The following is an 18,843-nucleotide window of genomic DNA, read 5'->3' as shown; positions in this document are numbered from 1 at the left end:
GTAAGGATGGATTACAATGACAAATCTGCCCGCCGCGCGTCCGCGCGCGCCCTTCTTTTCATCCGGCCCCTGCGCCAAGCGCCCCGGATGGTCTCTCCAGAACCTGAAAACCGACAGTCTCGGCCGCTCGCACCGCGCCAAGCTCGGCAAGTCGCGCCTGAAGCTCGCCATCGACCTCACCCGCGAGGTGCTGGAGGTGCCGGCCAATTACCGCATCGGGATCGTGCCCGCCTCCGACACCGGCGCCGTGGAGATGGTGCTATGGTCGATGCTGGGCGCTAAGCCAGTCGACATGCTGGCCTGGGAGAGCTTCGGCGAGGGCTGGGTCACGGACGTGGTCAAGCAGCTCAAGCTCGCGGACGCCCGGGTGATCAGCGCGCCCTACGGCGAGCTTCCCGATCTCACCCAGGTCGACACGAAAAATCGCGACGTGGTCTTCACCTGGAACGGCACCACCTCGGGCGTACGGGTACAGAGCGCTGACTGGATCGCGGCCGACCGCGAGGGCCTGACCATCTGCGACGCCACCTCGGCGGCCTTCGCGCAGAAGATGGACTTCTCCAAGCTCGACGTGGTCACCTTCTCCTGGCAGAAGGTTTTGGGCGGTGAGGCGGCCCACGGCATGCTCATCCTCTCGCCGCGCGCGGTGGAGCGGCTCGAGAGCTACAAGCCCGCCTGGCCGCTGCCGAAAATCTTCCGCATGACCAAGGGCGGCAAGCTCATCGAGGGCATCTTCGAGGGCGAGACCATCAACACCCCGTCCATGCTCGCGGTCGAGGACTACATCGATGCGCTGGAATGGGCGAAGTCCATCGGTGGCCTGAACGCCCTCGTTGCCAAGGCCGATGCCAACGCGAAGGTCATCACCGATTGGGCTGCCAAGACCCCGTGGATCGCCAACCTCGCCAAGGTGCCGGCGACGGCTTCGAACACCAGCGTCTGCCTCGTCATCGCCGATCCTGATGTCGTCGCAAAGGGGCCCGAGGCCGTGGCGCAGGTCGCCAAGGGCATCACGACGGCGCTCGAGAAGGAGAATGTGGCCCTCGACATCGGCGCCTATCGCGATGCCCCTCCCGGCCTTCGCATCTGGTGCGGCGCCACCGTCGAGCAATCCGATCTCGAAGCCCTGACGCCCTGGCTCGACTGGGCCTTCGCGCAGGAAAAGGCGAACCTCGCGAAAGCGGCGTAACCTCTCATCCCTCTCCCCTTTAGCGGGAGAGGGTGCCCTGCAAAGCAGGGCGGAAGAGGGGCCGTCCTTGTCACGAGCGTCGCCCCTCTCGTTAAGCTCTCAACAGTTCTTCCCCTCTCCCGACCTCGCTCCGCGAGGCCACCCTCTCCCGCAGAGGGGAGAGGGATTTCAGAGGTGCACCATGCCCGCTCCCCGCGTTCTCATTTCCGACGCTCTCTCTCCCGCCGCCGTGCAGATCTTCAAGGATCGCGGCATCGATGTCGATTTCCAGCCCGACCTCGGCAAGGACAAGGACAAGCTCGCCGCCATCATCGGCGAGTATGACGGCCTCGCCATCCGCTCCGCCACCAAGGTCACGGCAAAGATCCTCGAACAGGCCAAGAACCTGAAGGTGATCGGCCGCGCCGGCATCGGCGTCGACAATGTCGAGATCCCCGCCGCCACGGCGCGGGGCATCATCGTCATGAACACGCCCTTCGGCAATTCCATCACCACCGCCGAGCATGCCATCGCCATGATGTTCGCGCTCGCGCGCCAGATCCCGCAGGCCGATGCCTCGACACAGGCGGGCAAGTGGGAGAAGAACCGCTTCATGGGCGTCGAGCTCACGGGCAAGGTTCTCGGCGTCATCGGCTGCGGCAATATCGGTTCCATCGTGGCCGACCGCGCCATCGGGCTGCGCATGAAGGTCATCGCCTACGATCCCTTCCTGTCGCCCGAGCGCGCGCTCGAGCTCGGCGTCGAGAAGGTGGAGCTCGAGGAGCTGCTGCGCCGCGCCGACATCATCACGCTGCACGTGCCGATGACGGAGAAGACGAAGAACGTTCTCTCCGCGGAAAACATCGCCAAGACCAGGAAGGGCGTGCGCATCATCAACTGCGCCCGCGGCGGCCTCGTCGACGAGGCGGCTTTGCGCGCGGCGCTCGATTCCGGCCATGTGGCGGGAGCTGCCTTCGACGTGTTCATCGAGGAACCGGCGACCAGCAATCCGCTCTTCGGCCATCCCAACGTGGTCTGCACGCCGCATCTGGGCGCCGCCACCACCGAGGCGCAGGAGAACGTGGCGCTGCAGGTGGCCGAGCAGATGTCGGATTATCTCCTGCAGGGCGCGATCCAGAATGCGGTGAACTTCCCGTCGATCACCGCGGAAGAAGCGCCGCGCCTGAGACCCTTCGTGGCGCTCGCCGAGAAGCTCGGCTCCTTCCTAGGCCAGCTCACGGAAGCTCCGATCAAGGGCATCCGCATCGAGTACGAGGGCGCGGTCGCCGAGATGAACACCCGCGCGCTCACTTCTGCGGCAGTGACAGGCGTCCTGCGTCCTTTCCTGCAGGACATCAACATGGTGTCGGCGCCGCTCGTCGCGCGCGATCGCGGCATCATGGTGGAGGAGGTCAAGCGCGAGAACGCGGCGCGCGACTACGAGAGCTTCATCCGCATCGTCGTCGATGCCGAGGACATGGCGCGCCACGCCGGCGGCACCGTGTTCCAGGACGGCAAGCCCCGCGTCATCGAGATCCGCGACATCGCGGTCGATGCCGAGTTCGCGCCGCACATGATCTATGTGAGGAACGACGACAAGCCCGGCTTCATCGGCCGCTTCGGGACGCTGCTCGGCGAATCCGGCGTGAACGTCGCAACCTTCGCACTCGGCCGCGACAAGCCCGGCGGCGATGCGATCTGCTTCGTCTCGGTGGACGAACCGGTGTCAGACGACCTCCTGCGCAGGATCGAGGAGATCCCGCAGGTGAAGCGCGCCCGCGCCGTGCGGTTTTAAAAGCATCTTCCGGAGAAGTGGATACCGGTTCTCCGATCAGAAGATGCGACATGCTAGAAGTTGAGGAACCCATCATGGCTTCGCCCCTGCGACAGCGCTTCGTCCTGACGCTCGCCTGTCCGAACCGCCCCGGCATCGTAGCAGCGGTGGCAGGGCACCTGTCGGATGCGGGCCTCAACATCCTCGACGCCCAGCAATACGACGACACGCAGACCGATCGCTTCTTCATGCGTGTCGTCTTCAATCCGGTTGCGGGAGAGGGTGATCTCGATGCACTCAAGATCGGCTTCGCGCCGCTTGGCGAGCGCCTGGGTATGACGTGGAATCTGCGTGATCCCAGCGAGAAGCGCCGGGTCATGCTGCTGGTCTCGAAGTTCGATCACTGCCTGGCCGATCTTCTCTACCGCTGGCGCATCGACGAGCTCGCCTTCGAGCCCGCCGGCGTGATCGCCAACCATCCGGTGGAGACCTACAGCCATGTGGATCTGGGCAACGTCCCGTTCCATTACCTGCCCGTCACCAGGGACACGAAGCTCGAGCAGGAGGCGAAGGTCTGGGAGATCATCCGCGACTCCAAGGCCGACCTCGTGGTGCTCGCCCGCTACATGCAGGTGCTCTCGGACGGATTGGCCGCGAAGCTCTCGGGCCGCTGCATCAACATCCATCACTCGTTCCTGCCGAGCTTCAAGGGCGCCAAGCCCTATCATCAGGCCCATGCCCGCGGCGTGAAGCTGATCGGCGCCACGGCGCATTATGTGACCTCCGATCTCGACGAGGGTCCGATCATCGCGCAGGACGTGGAATCGATCACGCACCGGGACACGGCGGAAGACCTCGTGCGCAAGGGCCGCGACATCGAACGCCGCGTGCTGGCGCGCGCCGTGCGCCAGCACCTGGAGGATCGCATCCTGCTCAACGGCCGCAAGACGGTGGTGTTCGCGGATTAACAATCACAACCGTCATGGCCGGGCTTGTCCCGGCCATCCACGTCTTCAATGGCGGCAAGACGTGGATGCCCGCAACAAGTGCGGGCATGACGGGCAGAGAAGGGCATCTGAAGAACAGCTCCTACCGCTGCCGCTCGGCGAGCCAGATGCCGCCGAGCACCAGCACGAGGCCGAGGGCGTGATAGGTGGCGAACGGCTCGCCGAGCAGCACCACCGCGAGCAGGGCGCCGAAGACTGGCACGAGATTGACGAACAGGCCTGCCCGCGCCGGGCCGATGAGCTCCACGCCGCGCATGAAGAAGACCTGCGAGAGCAGCGACGGCAGCAAGCTCACATAGAGCAGGATCAGCCAGCCTTTCGGGGTTGGGAATTGCAGGCTGCCCTGGGCGGCCTCGATCCAGAGAAGGGGCAGCGAGGTCAGGAAGGCCACCGCCGCCAGGGCCGCGAAGAAGATGAGGCCCGGAATGGCCGGGCGATGGCGCAAGCCCAGCGTGTAGCCGGCGTAGAACACGCAGGCGATCAGCGTCCAGACGTCGCCGATGTTGAGCGCCAGCGTTCTCAGGATCTCGAAGTCGGCCTTCACCGAGATCAGGATCACGCCGAGGATCGTGATGGCCATGCCGATGACCTGGAGCGGGATCACGCGGGCCTTGAAGAACAGGGCGGTGCCCAGAAGCACGAGAACCGGGATCGCGCCCTGGAAGATCGTGAGGTTCACGGCGGTCGTGTAATGCGCAGCCGCATAAAAGAGCGCATTGAAGCCGGTGAAGCCGAAGGCTCCCATGAGGATCGTGAAGACCCAGCGTTCCCTGATCTGCGGCCATGCCGCAACCACCTGCCGGCCGACCAGCGGCAGCAGCACGATCACGACGATGACCCAGCGCAGGCAGGTGAGCATCATGGGCGACACCTCGCCCACGGCCAGCCGCCCGGCGATGGCATTGCCGCCCCACATCAGCGTGGTAAGGGTCAGGAGCACATAGGCCTGCCCCCAGACTCCCTTCCAAAGCGCGTGCAGGATTTTCATCGGAGGCCGGACCTTATTGCACTTGTGCCGCTGCGTGCGGTTTGGCTAAACCGACACGAAAGCAAGCGGGTGGCATGCATGGCCTTAAGGTTTCTGGTGGTTGAGGGCAATACGCGGGGCGCAAGGCAGGCTCACAGGCAAGCCTATGGACTCACGCTCTCCGAGTCCTATGCGGAGGTGATCCAGGGGATCGCCCGGGATGCCGTCTGCGACATCGCCTTTCCCACGGACGAGGGCGCCAACCTGCCGGATGCGGCGGGGCTCGAATCCTATGACGGCATCGTGCTCACCGGCTCGCATCTCAACATCTACGACCGCACGCCGGATATCTTGAGCCAGATCGATCTGATGCGGGCGGTCTATGCCTCGCAAACGCCGTCCTTCGGCTCCTGCTGGGGGCTGCAGATCGCCGCGGTCGCGGCGGACGGAGACGTGCGGCCCAACCCCCTCGGCCGCGAGGTAGGCATCGCCCGCAGGCTCGTGCCGACGGAGGCCGGCCGCTCGCATCCGCTTCTCGAAGGCCGCCCCGCCGCCTACGACGCGCCCGCCATCCATCTCGACATGGTGACAGTCGTGCCGGAGGAGTGCACGGTCCTGGCGAGCAATGCGGTCTCCCCGGTTCAGGCGGCCGAGATCCGTCGCGACGGCGGCACGTTCTGGGGCGTGCAATATCACCCGGAATTCTCCTTAAGCGAACTCGCCGCGATCCTGAGCCGCCGCACCGACATCCTCGTGCGGGAAGGCTTCTGCCGCACGCCGGAGGAAGCCCTCTCCTATGCGGAGGATCTGGCTGCCCTGGACAAGGAGCCGAGCCGCTTCGATCTCGCCTGGCGCCACGGCATCGACGCGGAGGTTCTCGAACCCGCCCGCCGCACCCGCGAGATCCGCAATTTCATCGAGCATCGGGTGCGGACGGAAAAGAGTGCACGCGGCCGGGCTTGAGCGCTGCGGCGTTTGGAATGCCACCTGCCGCGTCATCCCCGGACTTGGTCCGGGGATCCACGTCTTGTGTTCCTCAACCCTCATCCTGAGGAGCAGACGAAGTCTGCGTCTCGAAGGACGGTCCAGTGGTCTCTCCCTCCCCCCTGTGCGGGGGAGGGTGGCGAACGAAAGTGAGCCGGGAGAGGGGGGTGTCATCGGTCTCGCACGGCCCCTCTCCCGACCTGCTGCGCAGGTCACCCTCTCCCGCACAGGGGAGAGGGCAGGTTATTCGTTCTCATTTTGTTCTTGACAATCATCCTAAGCTGGGCTATATCGTTGTCTTAGATCTGGTCCTGTCGAGGGGCGCGCTCGCGAGGCGTCGCAGTGCGGGAGCAGACACGGTCCTGTGCACGCGCTTGACGCAGGCGGGTGTGACAGGAGGCCCAGGCTGTGTGCCGGTGGTCGGAATCGGTTCAAGGCCCCCGTCGAGCAGACGGACCCCGCCTTAAACGGTCACCGGGCTGGCACCGCTTGTCCGCCTAAAGAAACCGTGCGCGAAGAGGCATCTCGGCTCTTCCATCTCACACCATCCATCATCGAGCCGGGCTGCCCGTCGCGCCACCCTCGATCACCCATCAGGCTCGCAGCGCAACGCTGCGGGCCCCAAGGTGCTGGCCCTTTGATCAATCGTACATGAGGCCGAATTTGCAAAACCACATTCCCGCCTTTCACGAAGCCTATCATGCAGGGGAGCAGGGCTCATTCCGCCTTGACCTGAGGCGCATGATCCACCATGAGGGTTTGCAAGGTTTTTAACCCAGCCCTGGCCTTGCGCCGGGGCTTTTTCATGTGAGGGTTTGAGCGATGGCGAACGTGGTTGTCGTGGGCGCCCAATGGGGCGACGAGGGCAAGGGCAAGATCGTCGACTGGCTGTCCGAACAGGCGGACGTGGTCGTGCGGTTCCAGGGCGGACACAATGCCGGCCATACCCTCGTGATCGGCGACAAGGTCTACAAGCTCTCGCTCCTGCCCTCCGGCGTCGTGCGCCCGAACAAGCTGTCCGTGATCGGCAACGGCGTCGTGCTCGATCCGCATGCCTTGGCCGGCGAGGTGGAGCGTCTGGCCGAGCAGGGCGTCTCGATCAGCCGCGAGAACCTTCGCGTCGCCGAGAATGCCACGCTGATTCTCTCCATTCACCGCGAGCTCGACGCCCTGCGCGAGAGCGGCAGCGCCGGCACCAAGATCGGCACCACCAAGCGCGGCATCGGCCCGGCTTACGAAGACAAGGCAGGCCGCCGTGCCATCCGCCTCATGGACCTTGCCGATCTCTCGGCGCTCCCCGAGAAGATCGACCGGCTGCTCACGCACCACAATGCGCTGCGCCGCGGCTTCGGCCTCGAGGAATTCGAGCCGAAGGCCATCTACGAGGAGCTGGCTTCCGTCGCGCCGAAGGTGCTGCCTTACATGGACGCCGTGTGGCGCCTCCTCGACGAGCAGCGCCGGGCCGGCAAGCGCATCCTGTTCGAGGGCGCTCAAGGGGCGCTGCTCGACGTGGATCACGGCACCTATCCCTTCGTTACCTCCTCCAACACGGTGGCGGGCCAGGCGGCGACCGGTTCGGGCATGGGGCCGGGCAGCGTCGGCTATGTGCTCGGAATCGCCAAGGCCTATACGACCCGCGTGGGCGAGGGGCCGTTCCCGACCGAACTCTTCGACGAGACTGGCGAACTGATCGGCCAGAAGGGCAAGGAGTTCGGCGTGGTGACGGGCCGTAAGCGCCGCTGCGGCTGGTTCGACGCGACGCTCGTGCGCCAGATGGTGCGCACCTCCGGCATCGACGGCATCGCGCTCACAAAGCTCGACATCCTCGACGGCTTCGAGACGATCAGGATCGGCGTCGGATACAGGCTCGATGGCCAGATTATCGACTACTTCCCGGCGAGCCAGGGCGCACAGGCCCGCGTAGAGCCGGTCTACGAGGATTTCGAGGGCTGGAGCGGCTCGACCGCAGGCGCGCGCTCCTGGGCCGATCTGCCGGCGCAGGCCATCAAATATGTCCGCCGCATCGAGGAACTGATCGGCGCGCCCGTGGCGGTGCTGTCCACCTCGCCGGAGCGTGACGACACAATCCTGATGAAGAACCCCTTTGAGGGTTGACGGCGAAGCCTCATCGGGTCATTCCGAAGGGCAAATGGCAGATTATTACCCTCTCATCGCTCGGGCCGTCGAAGGTCTGCCCGAGCAGACCCCCGACAGGCGGCACGCCGTCTATGAGCGCGCCCGCACGGCTCTGATCGCCCAGCTGCGCTCGCTCAACCCGCCCCTGTCCGAGACGGAGATCCAGCAGGAGAGCCGCTCCCTCGACGAGGCCATCACGAGGGTCGAGGCGGATCATGCCCCGCCGCCCACCGGGTTCGATGCCGATGCCTTCCCAACCATGCTGGCCGATGAGCCGCCTGCCCGCGGGTCCGAGGCCCAGCGCGGCACAGGATCGGTTCACGGCCTGCGGGCGCCGGCTCCTCCGCCGGCCCAGGACGATGAGGGTGAGGATGCCTATGCCGAGCCTGCGGTGTCCCGGCCCAAGATCGACAGCCGGCCCCACCCGGCCATGCAGAACAAGGGGCGCACGCGCACCATCATCTTCGGATCGGTGCTCGCTCTGGTGATTGCGGCCATCGCGGCCTTCGCCTTTCTGTGGCGCGACAAGCCTGAGGATCTGGCCCCCGAGACGCCCGTCGCGCAGGCGCCGCAGCCGGCGCCGGCGGATTCCAAGATCAACGAACGCGTCGGGGGCCAGGCTCCTCCGGCCGCCTCCCCAGCCAATCCGGCTCCCCGCCAGGAGACCGGCGTCGTCCAGCGAGCGGTCTTCTACGAGGAGGATCCCTCCAATCCCCAGGCTCCAAAGGCGCAGGTCGGGCGCGTGACGTGGCGCCTCGAGAACGTCAATCCGGGGCAGGGCCAGCCGCTGGAGCGGGCGGTCATCGCCAATGTGGAGGTTCCCGATGCCGGGCTCTCCATGAGAATGGTGCTCCGGCGCAATCTCGACACGACGCTGCCGGCGTCGCACACGGTCGAACTCACCTTCACGACCCGCGAAGGCGACACCGCCCGGGTGATCCGGGATGTGGGCCTCCTGCAGTTCAAGAGCGAGGAGGCGGCCCGCGGCACGCCGGTCGCGGGCCTGCCGGTGCCGGTGCGCGAGAACCTGTTCCTGATCGGTCTCTCCAACCTGCAGGCCGACATAGCGCGCAACACGCAATTGTTCGTGCGCCGCAACTGGATCGACCTTCCCGTGCGCATGGCCTCGGGCCAGCGCGCCATTCTCAGCTTCGAGAAGGGCGGCTCCGGCGAGCAGATCATCAACGACGCCTTCAGCCAGTGGCAGTAGGCTGACAAAGGTCCAACCAGCAAAAAGCCGCGCATCGAGCGCGGCTTTTTTCATGGCTTCGATGTCGATGGAATTTTAGAGCATCGGACCCAAAAGTGGATTTGCACTTTTGGGATCAACCCGATGCTCCAACTCTTGGCTGGCGCATCGTTGAGCGCAGAAAACCGGGTCCACTTTTCTGCACGATGCGCTAGGCTTCGGCCGACGAGGTCTCGATCTGGGTCAGGTTCTTCTTGACCGCATCCTGGATCTTCTCGAAGGCGCGCACCTCGATCTGGCGGACGCGTTCGCGCGAGACGCCGAACTCCGTCGAGAGCTCCTCCAGGGTGATCGGGTCGTCCGAGAGCCGCCGCGCCTCAAAGATGCGGCGCTCGCGCGGGTTGAGGACCGAGAGCGCGTTGCGCAGGGCCTTCAGCCGGTTCTGGCCTTCCTCCTCCTCGACGAGCACCTGCTCCTGGCTCTGGCCCTGATCGACGAGCCAGTCCTGCCACTCGCCGCCGCCTTCGCCTTCATCGCGTAAGGGGGCATTGAGGGAGGAGTCGCCGCCGAGCCGGCGGTTCATGTCCACCACGTCCTGCTCGTTCACCCCGAGCTGGGTGGCGATCTGCTTGACATGGTCGGGGTGCAGGTCGCCCTCCTCGAAGGCGGAGATGCGGCCCTTGGCCTTGCGCAGGTTGAAGAACAGCTTCTTCTGGTTCGCGGTGGTGCCCATCTTCACGAGGGACCAGGACCGCAGGATGTATTCTTGAATCGCCGCCTTGATCCACCACATGGCATATGTGGCGAGGCGGAAGCCCTTGTCGGGCTCGAAGCGCTTGACGGCCTGCATCAGGCCGACATTGCCCTCGGAGACCACCTCGCTGATCGGCAGGCCGTAGCCGCGATAGCCCATGGCGATCTTGGCGACCAGGCGCAGGTGGGATGTGACGAGCTTGTGGGCCGCTTCGCGATCTCCATGCTCACGCCAGCTCTTGGCGAGCATGTACTCCTCATGCGGCTCAAGCATGGGGAAACGACGGATCTCGTCGAGATAGCGCGAAAGGCCCCCTTCATTGGCAAGCACAGGAAGCGCTGCAGCCATATTATCTCCTCCTTTGGCTCCCTCACCACGAGGCAAGCCTGAGGCGGCCCCCAGCATGGCCGGCCGCCTTCACAACACTATAAGCGGTTCAACCCTGTCCGAATAGAGGCGTCAGGCTTCAAGACGTGGTGAACGCATCAGCCTGCTAAGGGTGCCAGCGTGGCTGAATTTTGCGACCGATTGACGCTAAATTCCCGCCTGTAACGCCTGAAGGAGGGCGGCCATGTCAGCCGGCAGGGCACTCTCGAACCGCAGGAACTCACCGCTGCGCGGATGCTCGAAACCGAGGATCGCGGCGTGCAGGGCCTGCCGGTCCAGGGCATTCAGCGCTTCCCTCTGCGGCTCCGACAGGCGGTTCGCCTTGGTCTTGAAGCCGGAGCCATAGGTTGCATCGCCCAGCAGCGGATGGCCGAGATGGGCCATGTGAACCCGGATCTGGTGCGTGCGCCCGGTTTCCAGCTCGCATCGGACGAGGCTTGCGAGCGGCAGGGCAGGAGGCAGGCTCTCCAGGAGCTCATAATGGGTGATGGCGTAGCGGCCGCGCTCCTCTCCCACCACGACGATCTTCTCGCGGTTGTGCGTGGAGCGGGCCAACGCCGCCTCGACGGTTCCGCGCCGCCGCTCGGGCACGCCCCAGACAATCGCGAGATAGGCGCGCTCCAGCGGGCCTGTGCGGCCATGATCGGCGAACTGCGCCGAGAGGGCCTGATGGGCGAGGTCGTTCTTGGCCACCACGAGCAGGCCCGACGTGTCCTTGTCGAGCCGGTGAACGATGCCCGGCCGCTTCACGCCGCCGATGCCCGAAAGGCTCTCGCCGCAATGAGCGATGAGGGCGTTCACCAGGGTGCCGGAATCGTGTCCTGCCGCCGGGTGGACCACGAGGCCGGGCGGCTTGTCGATGACGATGACGTCCTCGTCCTCATAGACGACGCTGAGCGCCATCGCTTCGCCTGCCGGCTCCGCCGGCACCGGCGGCGGGATGTTCAGCCCGACGCTGGCTCCACCGGCCACCTTGCGGTTGGGGTCCAGGACCGGCGTACCATCGACGGTGACCTGACCGTCGCGGATCAGTGCCTGCAGGCGGCTTCGCGACAGATCGCCCTGAAGCCGTGCCAGCACCCGGTCGAGCCGCTCGGGCGCCAGGCCATCCTCTAACGTCCATTCCTGCCGGGTCGCGTCGTTCACCGCATCCTCATTTCCAAACGGCCCTTCGCTTTTTTGGGCAAAAGGACTTGAAGCAAATCAGAAGGGTGGTTATACGAGCGGCCTCCACCTTGCTAGCTCCCTTCGTCTAGCGGTCTAGGACGTCGCCCTCTCACGGCGAAAACAGGGGTTCGAGTCCCCTAGGGAGCGCCATTGGTTGCAATGGCTTACAGGTTCTAGCCCATCAATCTCACAGAACCGTGTCGGATGCTCGAACGTGAAGAGCTTGCATCCGGGTGGGGTGAACGCTGCTTGGCATCATACCATTAGATTCCCTGTTAAACCGAGCCCTGCCGGTGCCCGACAATCCGTTGTGATCGTTCCTGCGGGAACGTTGTCCCGCCCCCCCTTCTCCACCTGCCGCCGCCGCCCTAGGTCATGTTTCGTTAACATAGATCAATCGTCCTGCGTCGAACCTAGGTCCCGGCGGGCCTCTTTTGATCGGCAACGCTGCCGACGTCGCTTCCTGACCATGTGACGGGCTTGTCCGTCGGAGGGGGCACATGAATCCGCGCGAGATGCCGGCATGGCTGATCCTGCGATGGCCGTTCAGATGTTACCCTGAGCGGAACTCGGGGAAACACCCGATGGCCTTCGTCCGGCTTGTGACGATGATGCGCCGGCAAGGGGGCAGCACCGATGCCGCGTGAGCTTCATACGGACGGCGTCAATCCCGTTCTCGACACGGAACCTGTGTCCGGCATGATCCAGATTGCAGGCGGCACGTTCCGGATGGGCTCGGAGGAGCATTATCCTGAGGAGGCTCCAGTCCACCGGGTGACCGTCGGCGACTTCTGGATCGACCGCACACCGGTCACCAACAGACAGTTCCGAGAATTCGTACAGGCGACGGGCCACGTCACCGTGGCCGAGAAGGTGCCGGACCCGAGGGACTATCCGGGAGCCCTGCCGCACATGCTGAAGGCGGGCTCGCTCGTGTTCGACCCTCCACCGCATCCGGTTGATCTCCAGGATTGGAGCCAGTGGTGGGCCTTCACCTTCGGGGCAACCTGGCGTCGGCCCTACGGTCCCAAGTCGTCGATCAAGGGCCTCGACGACCACCCGGTGGTCCATGTCGCTTACGAGGACGCGAAGGCCTATGCGGCATGGGCCGGCAAGGATCTGCCCACGGAAGCGGAGTGGGAGTTCGCCGCCCGCGGCGGCCTGGACGGCGCCGAGTATGCCTGGGGCGACGAGCTCACGCCGGACGGGCGGCACATGGCCAACACCTGGCAGGGATCCTTCCCGTTCCAGAACAAGCGCGAGGACGGATTTGATCGCACCTCGCCCGTCACCGCTTTCCCGCCGAACGGCTACGGCCTGCACGACATGATCGGCAACGTCTGGGAGTGGACCTCGGACTGGTACGCGCCCAAGCATCCGGCCGATGCGCCCAAGGCCTGCTGCATCCCCGAGAACCCGCGCGGTGGCCGCGAGGCCGACAGCTACGACCCACGCCAGCCGCAGATCCGAATCCCGCGCAAGGTGCTGAAAGGAGGCTCGCATCTGTGCGCGCCGAACTACTGCCGCCGCTACCGCCCCGCCGCCCGGCATGCGCAGCCCGTCGACACGTCGTCGAGCCACATCGGCTTCCGGTGCGTGTCCAGACAGGGGCCGGAGGCATGAACGTGCAGACGGCGCCACCGGGAGCCCAGGTCATGGCTTGGCTCGTGGTGGTGCTCGCGGCCGCTCTGATCGTGCTCGGGGCGGCTTGGTACGGCTTCTCGGCCGAGGTGCACCACCGTATCTGGCGCGACATCGCCGAGCGGCCCGGCGGCCCGATGTCGTTCCGTTTTCTGCTCCAGCCGACCATGGCTTTCGTCGCTGCGCTGCACGACGGCTTCCGGGACGCACGGATGGGCCGGGCACCGTATTTCTGGACCGTCCTCAGCAGCCCCTCCGAGCGTGAGGGCCGTCTCCGCGAAGGGCTGCTCGCGACGTCGCGCCTCGTCCTGATCGGCCTCGTAATGGACGTGGTCTACCAGTGGCGCGTGCTCGGCACCTTCTATCCCGGGGAGGCGCTGCTCGTCGCGCTGCTGCTTGCCGTCCTGCCGTACTTCCTGCTTCGCGGTCCGATCTGCCGGATCGCCCGTCGCTTCGTCCATTCCTCCGACGGCACGAGGTAACGCGTCATGGCCACCGACAACAGTGCCCCGGTCACAGCAGGGTCCGACGCCGATCGGATCTCGGTCGAGCTGTCGTCGCGCCGCACGGGGATGTCGTTCCAACGCACGCGCATGAGCGCCGATCGCACGCTGATGTCGGTGATCCGCACCTCGCTGTCGCTGATCAGCTTCGGCTTCACGATCTACCAGGTGTTCGACAAGCTGCGGCAGGCGGGAACCATCGCCCATGCCGCCGCGCCCCGAAATTTCGGTGTCGCCCTGGTGGCGCTCGGCATCGCGATGCTCGTCATCGGCATCGTCTACCACGTGCAGTTCATGATCGGCCTGCGCCACGAGCGCGAGGCGATGAAGGCCGCCGGACTTGTGCACGGCGAGAGCCGTTTTCCCGTCTCGCTCACGCTGATCACCGCCGCCGTCCTGCTCGCCATCGGCGTCGCGGCCATCGTGAGTATGGTCTTCCAGGTCGGGCCATTCGGTTGAGGAGGCGCCAGCCCGTCCACTTGCAACGCCTTCACGTCCAGGGAGCCAGACATGGCACAGCAGCCTAGGAAGCAGAACGGCAAGCCCAACATCCTCGTCATCTGGGGCGACGACATCGGCATCTCGAACCTGAGCTGCTACTCACAGGGGTTGATGGGCTACCGCACGCCCAACATCGACCGGCTCGCCAAGGAAGGCATGATGTTCACCGACTCCTACGGCGAGCAATCCTGCACCGCCGGACGCGCGGCCTTCATCACCGGGCAGAGCGTCTACCGCACCGGACTCTCGAAGGTCGGGCTCCCCGGCGCGCCTGTCGGCATGTCGGAAAAGATCGTGACCATCGCGGCGCTGCTCAAGGAGCAGGGCTACGCCACGGGCCAGTTCGGCAAGAACCACCTCGGCGACCTCAACCACATGCTGCCGACCAACCACGGCTTCGACGAGTTCTTCGGCAACCTCTATCACCTCAACGCCGAGGAGGAGCCGGAGATGGACGACTATCCCTCGTCCAAGGATTTTCCCCATTTCCGGGACAAGTTCGGCCCCCGCGGCGTCATGCATTCCTGGGCAACGGACACGGACGATCCGACCGAGATGCCGCGCTGGGGCCGTGTCGGCAAGCAGAAGATCGAGGACACCGGACCGCTCAACCGAAAGCGCATGGAAACCTGCGACGATGACTTCGTCGCCGCGGCGCAGGATTTCATCAAGCGGCAGGAAGAGGCCGGCAAGCCCTGGTTCGTGTGGCTGAACACGACCCACATGCACCTCTACACGCACACCAAACCCGAGAGCCGCGGCCAGGCGGGACGTTGGCAATCACCCTACCATGACACCATGATCGACCACGACAAGAACGTCGGCCAGATGCTCGACTTCCTCGACGAGCTCGGCATCGCCGACGACACCTTCGTGCAGTACTCGACCGACAACGGCCCGCACCGCAACTCATGGCCGGATGGCGGCACCACCCCGTTCCGGAGCGAGAAGAATACTAACTGGGAAGGCGCCTTCCGCGTGCCGCTGCTGGTGCGCTGGCCGGGGAAGATCGAGGCCGGCTCGGTCAGCAACGAGATCGTCCAGCACCATGACTGGATGCCGACCTTCCTGGCCATGGCAGGCGCCCCGGACGTGGTCGACAAGCTTAAGCAGGGGTATCAGGCCATCGGGCGCACCTACAAGAACCATATCGATGGCTACGACCTGCTGCCGTACCTGACCGGAGAGGAAGAGAAGAGCCCGCGCAACTTCTTCGTCTATTTCAGCGACGACGGCGACGTGCTGGCCATTCGCATGGACAACTGGAAGATCACGTTCATGGAGCAGCGGACTCCGGGCACGCTGGCCGTCTGGCGCGAGCCGTTCACGCGGCTGCGGGCCCCAGTCATCTACAATCTCCGCACCGATCCGTATGAATTCGCGACCGTCACGTCGAACACCTACAACGACTGGATGATGAATCACGCCTACCTCATCTACGCAGTGCAGGCGGTCGCGGGGAAGTTCGCGGAAACCTTCAGAGACTTCCCTGCCGTGCAGAAGCCGAACAGCTTCACCATCGACGACGCGATGGCGAAGATGTCGGAGGCCGCAGGCGGCGATTGAACGCGACCTGCCGGGCGGTGGGCGATGGCTCTCCGCCCGGTTGAATCATCCAGGCACCCGGAGGGTACGGCATGGACGCGATGTGCTTCCGTCCTGGAACGATGGGGCCGCCAGGTAGGCGATCATCAAATTCGTCCCCGTCGCTTCACGAGCATCGTCCATCATACCGATGCCGAGCGCGAGTGGGCCTACGGCTACCAGTCCCATATCGGCCGGCTCGATAAGGCATGGGACAAGCCGACGGCCACGGGCCGGACCCTCTTCGACATGAAGCGGGATTGAAAGGTAGTATTCAACGCCGGACCCAGGGCCCCATGACCCAGCCATGAACCCAGGGACAGGAGGAGGCAGATGAGCAGATCGGGTTTGTCTGCATGCATTTTTGCCATGCCCATGGCCGTCCTCTCGACGGTACCTGCCGCGGCGCGGGCACCGCCGCGTGCGGGGCTTTTTGCATTTGGTCCTATATTCTGTCGTGAATGCGGGGCGAGCGTGACCGCCCAGCATCGGATGCCAGCATAATGCCCTATATAATCCTAACCCGGATTCAATATAGGGAAAGTATGCTCACATTTAATATGAGTCATTATCAGCATTCATGCTCGATGATGCGTCGAGGTTGTCGCACAAGATCTAAATATACTTATGTGCGATACCCCCGATGCGCATTCGATCGGGAATCTGCAATTGCTATGCTGCACAGCCTTCAAGGGGAGAGCAGAAATGGCAGCAGAGCCCATTCTTGTTGCGCCGCCCTCGACCAATGCTCGAGCAAACACAGATGCCATTAATGCCGCGATCAAGGCAGCGAACGCAGCTTACCTGAAGAACCCATCCGCCGGCCCGGTCACCGTTATGCTGGCCAAGGGCACGTACCTCGTGACCGGCGATCCAAACAACCCGTCGACGGGTGCCGTCGAACTGATGTCGGGCGTTGCGCTCGTCGGTTCCGGGGCCGCTGGTGCGCGTGAATCGACCATCAAGCTGGTCGACCACTTCGACGCCAGAATAAACGGCATTGTGCGCACCAAGTTGGAAAATGTCGACAACGTGACGGTCTCTAACCTTGTCATTGATGGTAACCGCGCCAACAACACGGGGCATCAGGCCGGGTTCATCTGCGGCATCAAAGAGGACGGCTCCGGTCGCACGCAGACGAACATCACTCTCGACAACGTAGAAGTCCAGAATTGCACGGCCTATGGGTTCAACCCACATGAACTGACCTACAACATGACGATCAAGAACTCCGTCTCCCACCACAACGGCCTCGACGGCTTCGTGGCAGACGCAGTGGTGGGTGGAGTCTACGAGAACAACAAAGCCTACGAGAACGACCGTCACGGCTTCAATATCCAGAACGAGACCAAGAACCTCGTCCTGAAGGACAACGAAGCCTACAACAACGGCTTTCGTTACATGTACAACGGCGCCTGGGCCGGTGGAGCCGGAATCACCATTCAGCGCGGAAACATTCCTCCCGCGAACTCGACGGAGATCCCTTGGGTCACCGACGTCCAGATCATTGGCGGCTCCTATCACAACAACGGCAAGGAAGGTGTCCTGGTCAAGCTGTCCGATCACGTCACGATTGATCAGGTCAACATCTATGGAAACATGCGTCAAGGCGTGAAGATCGAAGGCTCGACCTACACCATCGTTCAGAACAGCCGCGTCTCCAACAACTCGCAGGAAGCCGATAATATCTATGACGAGATCAACATCCGCCTGCGCTTCGATGACGATTACAGCCAGAAGACCTACTACTCCACCGATACACAGATCCTGAACAACACGATTTTCTCCGACGGTGCCATCAACGCCCGCTACGGCATCCGGGAGGAGGGGACCAACGACGATGGAGGTCCCACCAGAACGGCGCTCTCCAACAACACCATCACCGGGATGGAAACAGGATCGATTTCGGTTCCGAACTACAGCAACGTTTGGATAGGCGACGCAGGCGACAACCGCATTGATGGCAGCACCGGCGGTGACGACATGCGCGGCGCCGGCGGCAACGACACCTACACTGTCAACCATTCCGGCGATCTCGTCACTGAGAAACCCGGAGAAGGCTCCGCCGATCACGTTCTCTCCTCGATCACCTATACGCTGACGGCCAATGTGGAGAATTTGACCCTGACGGGGACCCGCGCCATCAACGGCTACGGCAACGAACTTGCCAATATTCTCACCGGCAATGCCCTTGTGAATGTGCTCAAGAGCGCCGGCGGCAACGATACCCTCGATGGAAAGGAGGGGGCAGACAGCATGGACGGCGGGGACGGCAACGATACCTACTTCGTCGACAACGCGAGTGACATCATCGTGGAGAAGGCCAACAGCGGCCTCGGCGGAACCGACACGGTCTACAGCAGTGTCAGCTTCACCCTATCCGACCAAGTCGAAAACCTGTTCCTGACGGGAGCGGCTGCCAATGGGATCGGCAATTCCAGCAGCAACACCTTGACCGGGAACGATCAGAACAATCTTCTCGATGGCATGTTGGGGAATGATCGCCTTGAGGGCAGGGGTGGCGACGACATCTACGGGGTGAACACCACCAGCGATGTGGTTATCGAGGTTGGAAATGCGGGCACCGATCAGATCCGTACTACGGTCAGCTATACGCTTTCCGCCAATGTAGAGAACCTCACCCTGGAAGGAACAGGCGCCATCAACGGCACTGGAAACGACCTCGGCAACAAGCTGCTGGGCAATAGCGCTGCCAACATCCTCAAGGGCGGTGTCGGTGCCGATGTTCTCAACGGGGCCGCAGGCACGGATACTCTGACGGGAGGTAGCGAATTCGATACCTTTGTGTTCAAGAAAGGCGAGATCAGCGGCGATATTGTCACTGACTTTATCGGCAATGGTGCAAACGCCGGGGACCGTCTCATCTTTCAAGGCTTCACAGCCGGCTCTCTCAAGAACTCGGGCGATATTTGGACCGTGACCGACGGGGCCTACACCGCAACCTTTCAATTGAAAGGGATCACAAGCCTTCACGCGACTGATTATGAATTTAGAAATGACCTCATCCTCTGATGCGTGATTGTGTGCGGGAGAGGTCCAGCGACACGTGAGGGAGGGCGC

General features: G+C 63.9%; 16 protein-coding genes and 1 tRNA gene. 14 read left to right on the top strand and 3 right to left on the bottom strand.

Annotated elements, in window-relative coordinates; translation table 11 throughout:
- Window positions 1-16: 16 nt before the first annotated feature.
- The 3 genes from ILT44_RS05515 (at window position 17) to purU (ending at window position 3,910) form a co-directional block, all read left to right on the top strand.
- A complete protein-coding gene (locus ILT44_RS05515) occupies window positions 17-1,189 on the top strand; it encodes a phosphoserine transaminase (RefSeq protein WP_204238570.1) in 1,173 nt (390 codons plus the stop codon).
- A 181-nt stretch (window positions 1,190-1,370) separates the two neighbouring features.
- Complete coding sequence (serA, locus tag ILT44_RS05510) at window positions 1,371-2,963, top strand: phosphoglycerate dehydrogenase (protein ID WP_204238569.1); 1,593 nt, start codon at window positions 1,371-1,373, stop codon at window positions 2,961-2,963.
- Between the two features lie 74 nt (window positions 2,964-3,037).
- Complete coding sequence (gene purU, locus ILT44_RS05505; protein ID WP_204238568.1) at window positions 3,038-3,910, top strand: formyltetrahydrofolate deformylase; 873 nt, start codon at window positions 3,038-3,040, stop codon at window positions 3,908-3,910.
- A 121-nt stretch (window positions 3,911-4,031) separates the two neighbouring features.
- On the opposite strand, the gene ILT44_RS05500 is transcribed toward purU, so the two are convergent.
- The gene (locus ILT44_RS05500; RefSeq protein ID WP_204238567.1) at window positions 4,032-4,937 is read right to left on the bottom strand and encodes a DMT family transporter; all 906 of its coding nucleotides are present in this window, start codon (window positions 4,935-4,937) and stop codon (window positions 4,032-4,034) included.
- 78 nt (window positions 4,938-5,015) lie between these two features.
- Between ILT44_RS05500 and ILT44_RS05495 the strand changes: the two genes are divergently transcribed.
- The 3 genes from ILT44_RS05495 to ILT44_RS05485 all read left to right on the top strand — a co-directional run bounded on the left by ILT44_RS05495 (window position 5,016) and on the right by ILT44_RS05485 (window position 9,246).
- Window positions 5,016-5,879 carry a type 1 glutamine amidotransferase gene (locus ILT44_RS05495; RefSeq protein WP_204238566.1) on the top strand — a complete coding sequence of 288 codons (864 nt, stop codon included), beginning with the start codon at window positions 5,016-5,018 and terminating at the stop codon, window positions 5,877-5,879.
- Window positions 5,880-6,722: 843 nt separating this feature from the next.
- The gene (locus ILT44_RS05490; RefSeq protein ID WP_204238565.1) at window positions 6,723-8,015 is read left to right on the top strand and encodes an adenylosuccinate synthase; all 1,293 of its coding nucleotides are present in this window, start codon (window positions 6,723-6,725) and stop codon (window positions 8,013-8,015) included.
- Window positions 8,016-8,049: 34 nt separating this feature from the next.
- Complete coding sequence (locus ILT44_RS05485) at window positions 8,050-9,246, top strand: hypothetical protein (RefSeq protein WP_204238564.1); 1,197 nt, start codon at window positions 8,050-8,052, stop codon at window positions 9,244-9,246.
- A gap of 190 nt (window positions 9,247-9,436) precedes the next feature.
- Here the strand turns inward: ILT44_RS05485 and rpoH are convergent, their stop codons facing one another.
- Together rpoH and ILT44_RS05475 are read right to left on the bottom strand one after the other, a co-directional pair.
- A complete protein-coding gene (gene rpoH / locus ILT44_RS05480) occupies window positions 9,437-10,327 on the bottom strand; it encodes an RNA polymerase sigma factor RpoH (protein WP_204238563.1) in 891 nt (296 codons plus the stop codon).
- A 186-nt stretch (window positions 10,328-10,513) separates the two neighbouring features.
- A complete protein-coding gene (locus ILT44_RS05475; RefSeq protein WP_204238562.1) occupies window positions 10,514-11,512 on the bottom strand; it encodes an RluA family pseudouridine synthase in 999 nt (332 codons plus the stop codon).
- Window positions 11,513-11,607: 95 nt separating this feature from the next.
- Here ILT44_RS05475 and ILT44_RS05470 point away from each other — a divergent pair.
- The 8 genes from ILT44_RS05470 (at window position 11,608) to ILT44_RS05435 (ending at window position 18,795) form a co-directional block, all read left to right on the top strand.
- Window positions 11,608-11,683, top strand: a tRNA-Glu gene (locus ILT44_RS05470).
- A gap of 350 nt (window positions 11,684-12,033) precedes the next feature.
- The gene (locus ILT44_RS05465) at window positions 12,034-12,180 is read left to right on the top strand and encodes a hypothetical protein (protein WP_204238561.1); all 147 of its coding nucleotides are present in this window, start codon (window positions 12,034-12,036) and stop codon (window positions 12,178-12,180) included.
- Window positions 12,170-13,156, top strand: coding sequence for a formylglycine-generating enzyme family protein (locus ILT44_RS05460; protein WP_204238560.1), 987 nt, complete (start codon window positions 12,170-12,172; stop codon window positions 13,154-13,156). The genes ILT44_RS05465 and ILT44_RS05460 overlap by 11 nt, the downstream gene beginning before the upstream one ends.
- Window positions 13,153-13,656: a hypothetical protein gene (locus ILT44_RS05455; RefSeq protein WP_204238559.1), complete on the top strand. Its 504-nt coding sequence runs from the start codon at window positions 13,153-13,155 to the stop codon at window positions 13,654-13,656. The genes ILT44_RS05460 and ILT44_RS05455 overlap by 4 nt, the downstream gene beginning before the upstream one ends.
- Window positions 13,657-13,662: 6 nt before the next feature.
- The gene (locus ILT44_RS05450; RefSeq protein WP_204238558.1) at window positions 13,663-14,136 is read left to right on the top strand and encodes a YidH family protein; all 474 of its coding nucleotides are present in this window, start codon (window positions 13,663-13,665) and stop codon (window positions 14,134-14,136) included.
- 51 nt (window positions 14,137-14,187) lie between these two features.
- A complete protein-coding gene (locus tag ILT44_RS05445) occupies window positions 14,188-15,744 on the top strand; it encodes an arylsulfatase (RefSeq protein WP_204238557.1) in 1,557 nt (518 codons plus the stop codon).
- Between the two features lie 24 nt (window positions 15,745-15,768).
- A complete protein-coding gene (locus tag ILT44_RS31685; RefSeq protein WP_204238556.1) occupies window positions 15,769-16,026 on the top strand; it encodes a hypothetical protein in 258 nt (85 codons plus the stop codon).
- 441 nt (window positions 16,027-16,467) lie between these two features.
- A complete protein-coding gene (locus ILT44_RS05435; RefSeq protein WP_204238555.1) occupies window positions 16,468-18,795 on the top strand; it encodes a calcium-binding protein in 2,328 nt (775 codons plus the stop codon).
- Window positions 18,796-18,843: the final 48 nt, after the last annotated feature.

The sequence above is a fragment of the Microvirga arvi genome, assembly GCF_016892765.1.
GTDB lineage: Bacteria > Pseudomonadota > Alphaproteobacteria > Rhizobiales > Beijerinckiaceae > Microvirga > Microvirga arvi.
The sequence above is the reverse complement of the archived record's forward strand: the minus strand, read 5'-3'. Positions and strand labels throughout refer to the sequence as shown.

Excerpts from the sequence above, each read along its gene's own strand:
- ILT44_RS05500 (WP_204238567.1), bottom strand. The coding sequence starts at position 4,937 with ATGAAAATCCTGCACGCGCTTTGGAAGGGAGTCTGGGGGCAGGCCTAT.
- ILT44_RS31685 (WP_204238556.1), top strand. The coding sequence starts at position 15,769 with ATGGCTCTCCGCCCGGTTGAATCATCCAGGCACCCGGAGGGTACGGCA.
- ILT44_RS05495 (WP_204238566.1), top strand. The coding sequence starts at position 5,016 with ATGGCCTTAAGGTTTCTGGTGGTTGAGGGCAATACGCGGGGCGCAAGG.
- ILT44_RS05460 (WP_204238560.1), top strand. The coding sequence starts at position 12,170 with ATGCCGCGTGAGCTTCATACGGACGGCGTCAATCCCGTTCTCGACACG.
- ILT44_RS05485 (WP_204238564.1), top strand. The coding sequence starts at position 8,050 with ATGGCAGATTATTACCCTCTCATCGCTCGGGCCGTCGAAGGTCTGCCC.
- purU (WP_204238568.1), top strand. The coding sequence starts at position 3,038 with ATGGCTTCGCCCCTGCGACAGCGCTTCGTCCTGACGCTCGCCTGTCCG.
- rpoH (WP_204238563.1), bottom strand. The coding sequence starts at position 10,327 with ATGGCTGCAGCGCTTCCTGTGCTTGCCAATGAAGGGGGCCTTTCGCGC.
- ILT44_RS05450 (WP_204238558.1), top strand. The coding sequence starts at position 13,663 with ATGGCCACCGACAACAGTGCCCCGGTCACAGCAGGGTCCGACGCCGAT.
- ILT44_RS05435 (WP_204238555.1), top strand. The coding sequence starts at position 16,468 with ATGGCAGCAGAGCCCATTCTTGTTGCGCCGCCCTCGACCAATGCTCGA.
- ILT44_RS05515 (WP_204238570.1), top strand. The coding sequence starts at position 17 with ATGACAAATCTGCCCGCCGCGCGTCCGCGCGCGCCCTTCTTTTCATCC.
- ILT44_RS05455 (WP_204238559.1), top strand. The coding sequence starts at position 13,153 with ATGAACGTGCAGACGGCGCCACCGGGAGCCCAGGTCATGGCTTGGCTC.
- serA (WP_204238569.1), top strand. The coding sequence starts at position 1,371 with ATGCCCGCTCCCCGCGTTCTCATTTCCGACGCTCTCTCTCCCGCCGCC.
- ILT44_RS05490 (WP_204238565.1), top strand. The coding sequence starts at position 6,723 with ATGGCGAACGTGGTTGTCGTGGGCGCCCAATGGGGCGACGAGGGCAAG.
- ILT44_RS05465 (WP_204238561.1), top strand. The coding sequence starts at position 12,034 with ATGAATCCGCGCGAGATGCCGGCATGGCTGATCCTGCGATGGCCGTTC.
- ILT44_RS05445 (WP_204238557.1), top strand. The coding sequence starts at position 14,188 with ATGGCACAGCAGCCTAGGAAGCAGAACGGCAAGCCCAACATCCTCGTC.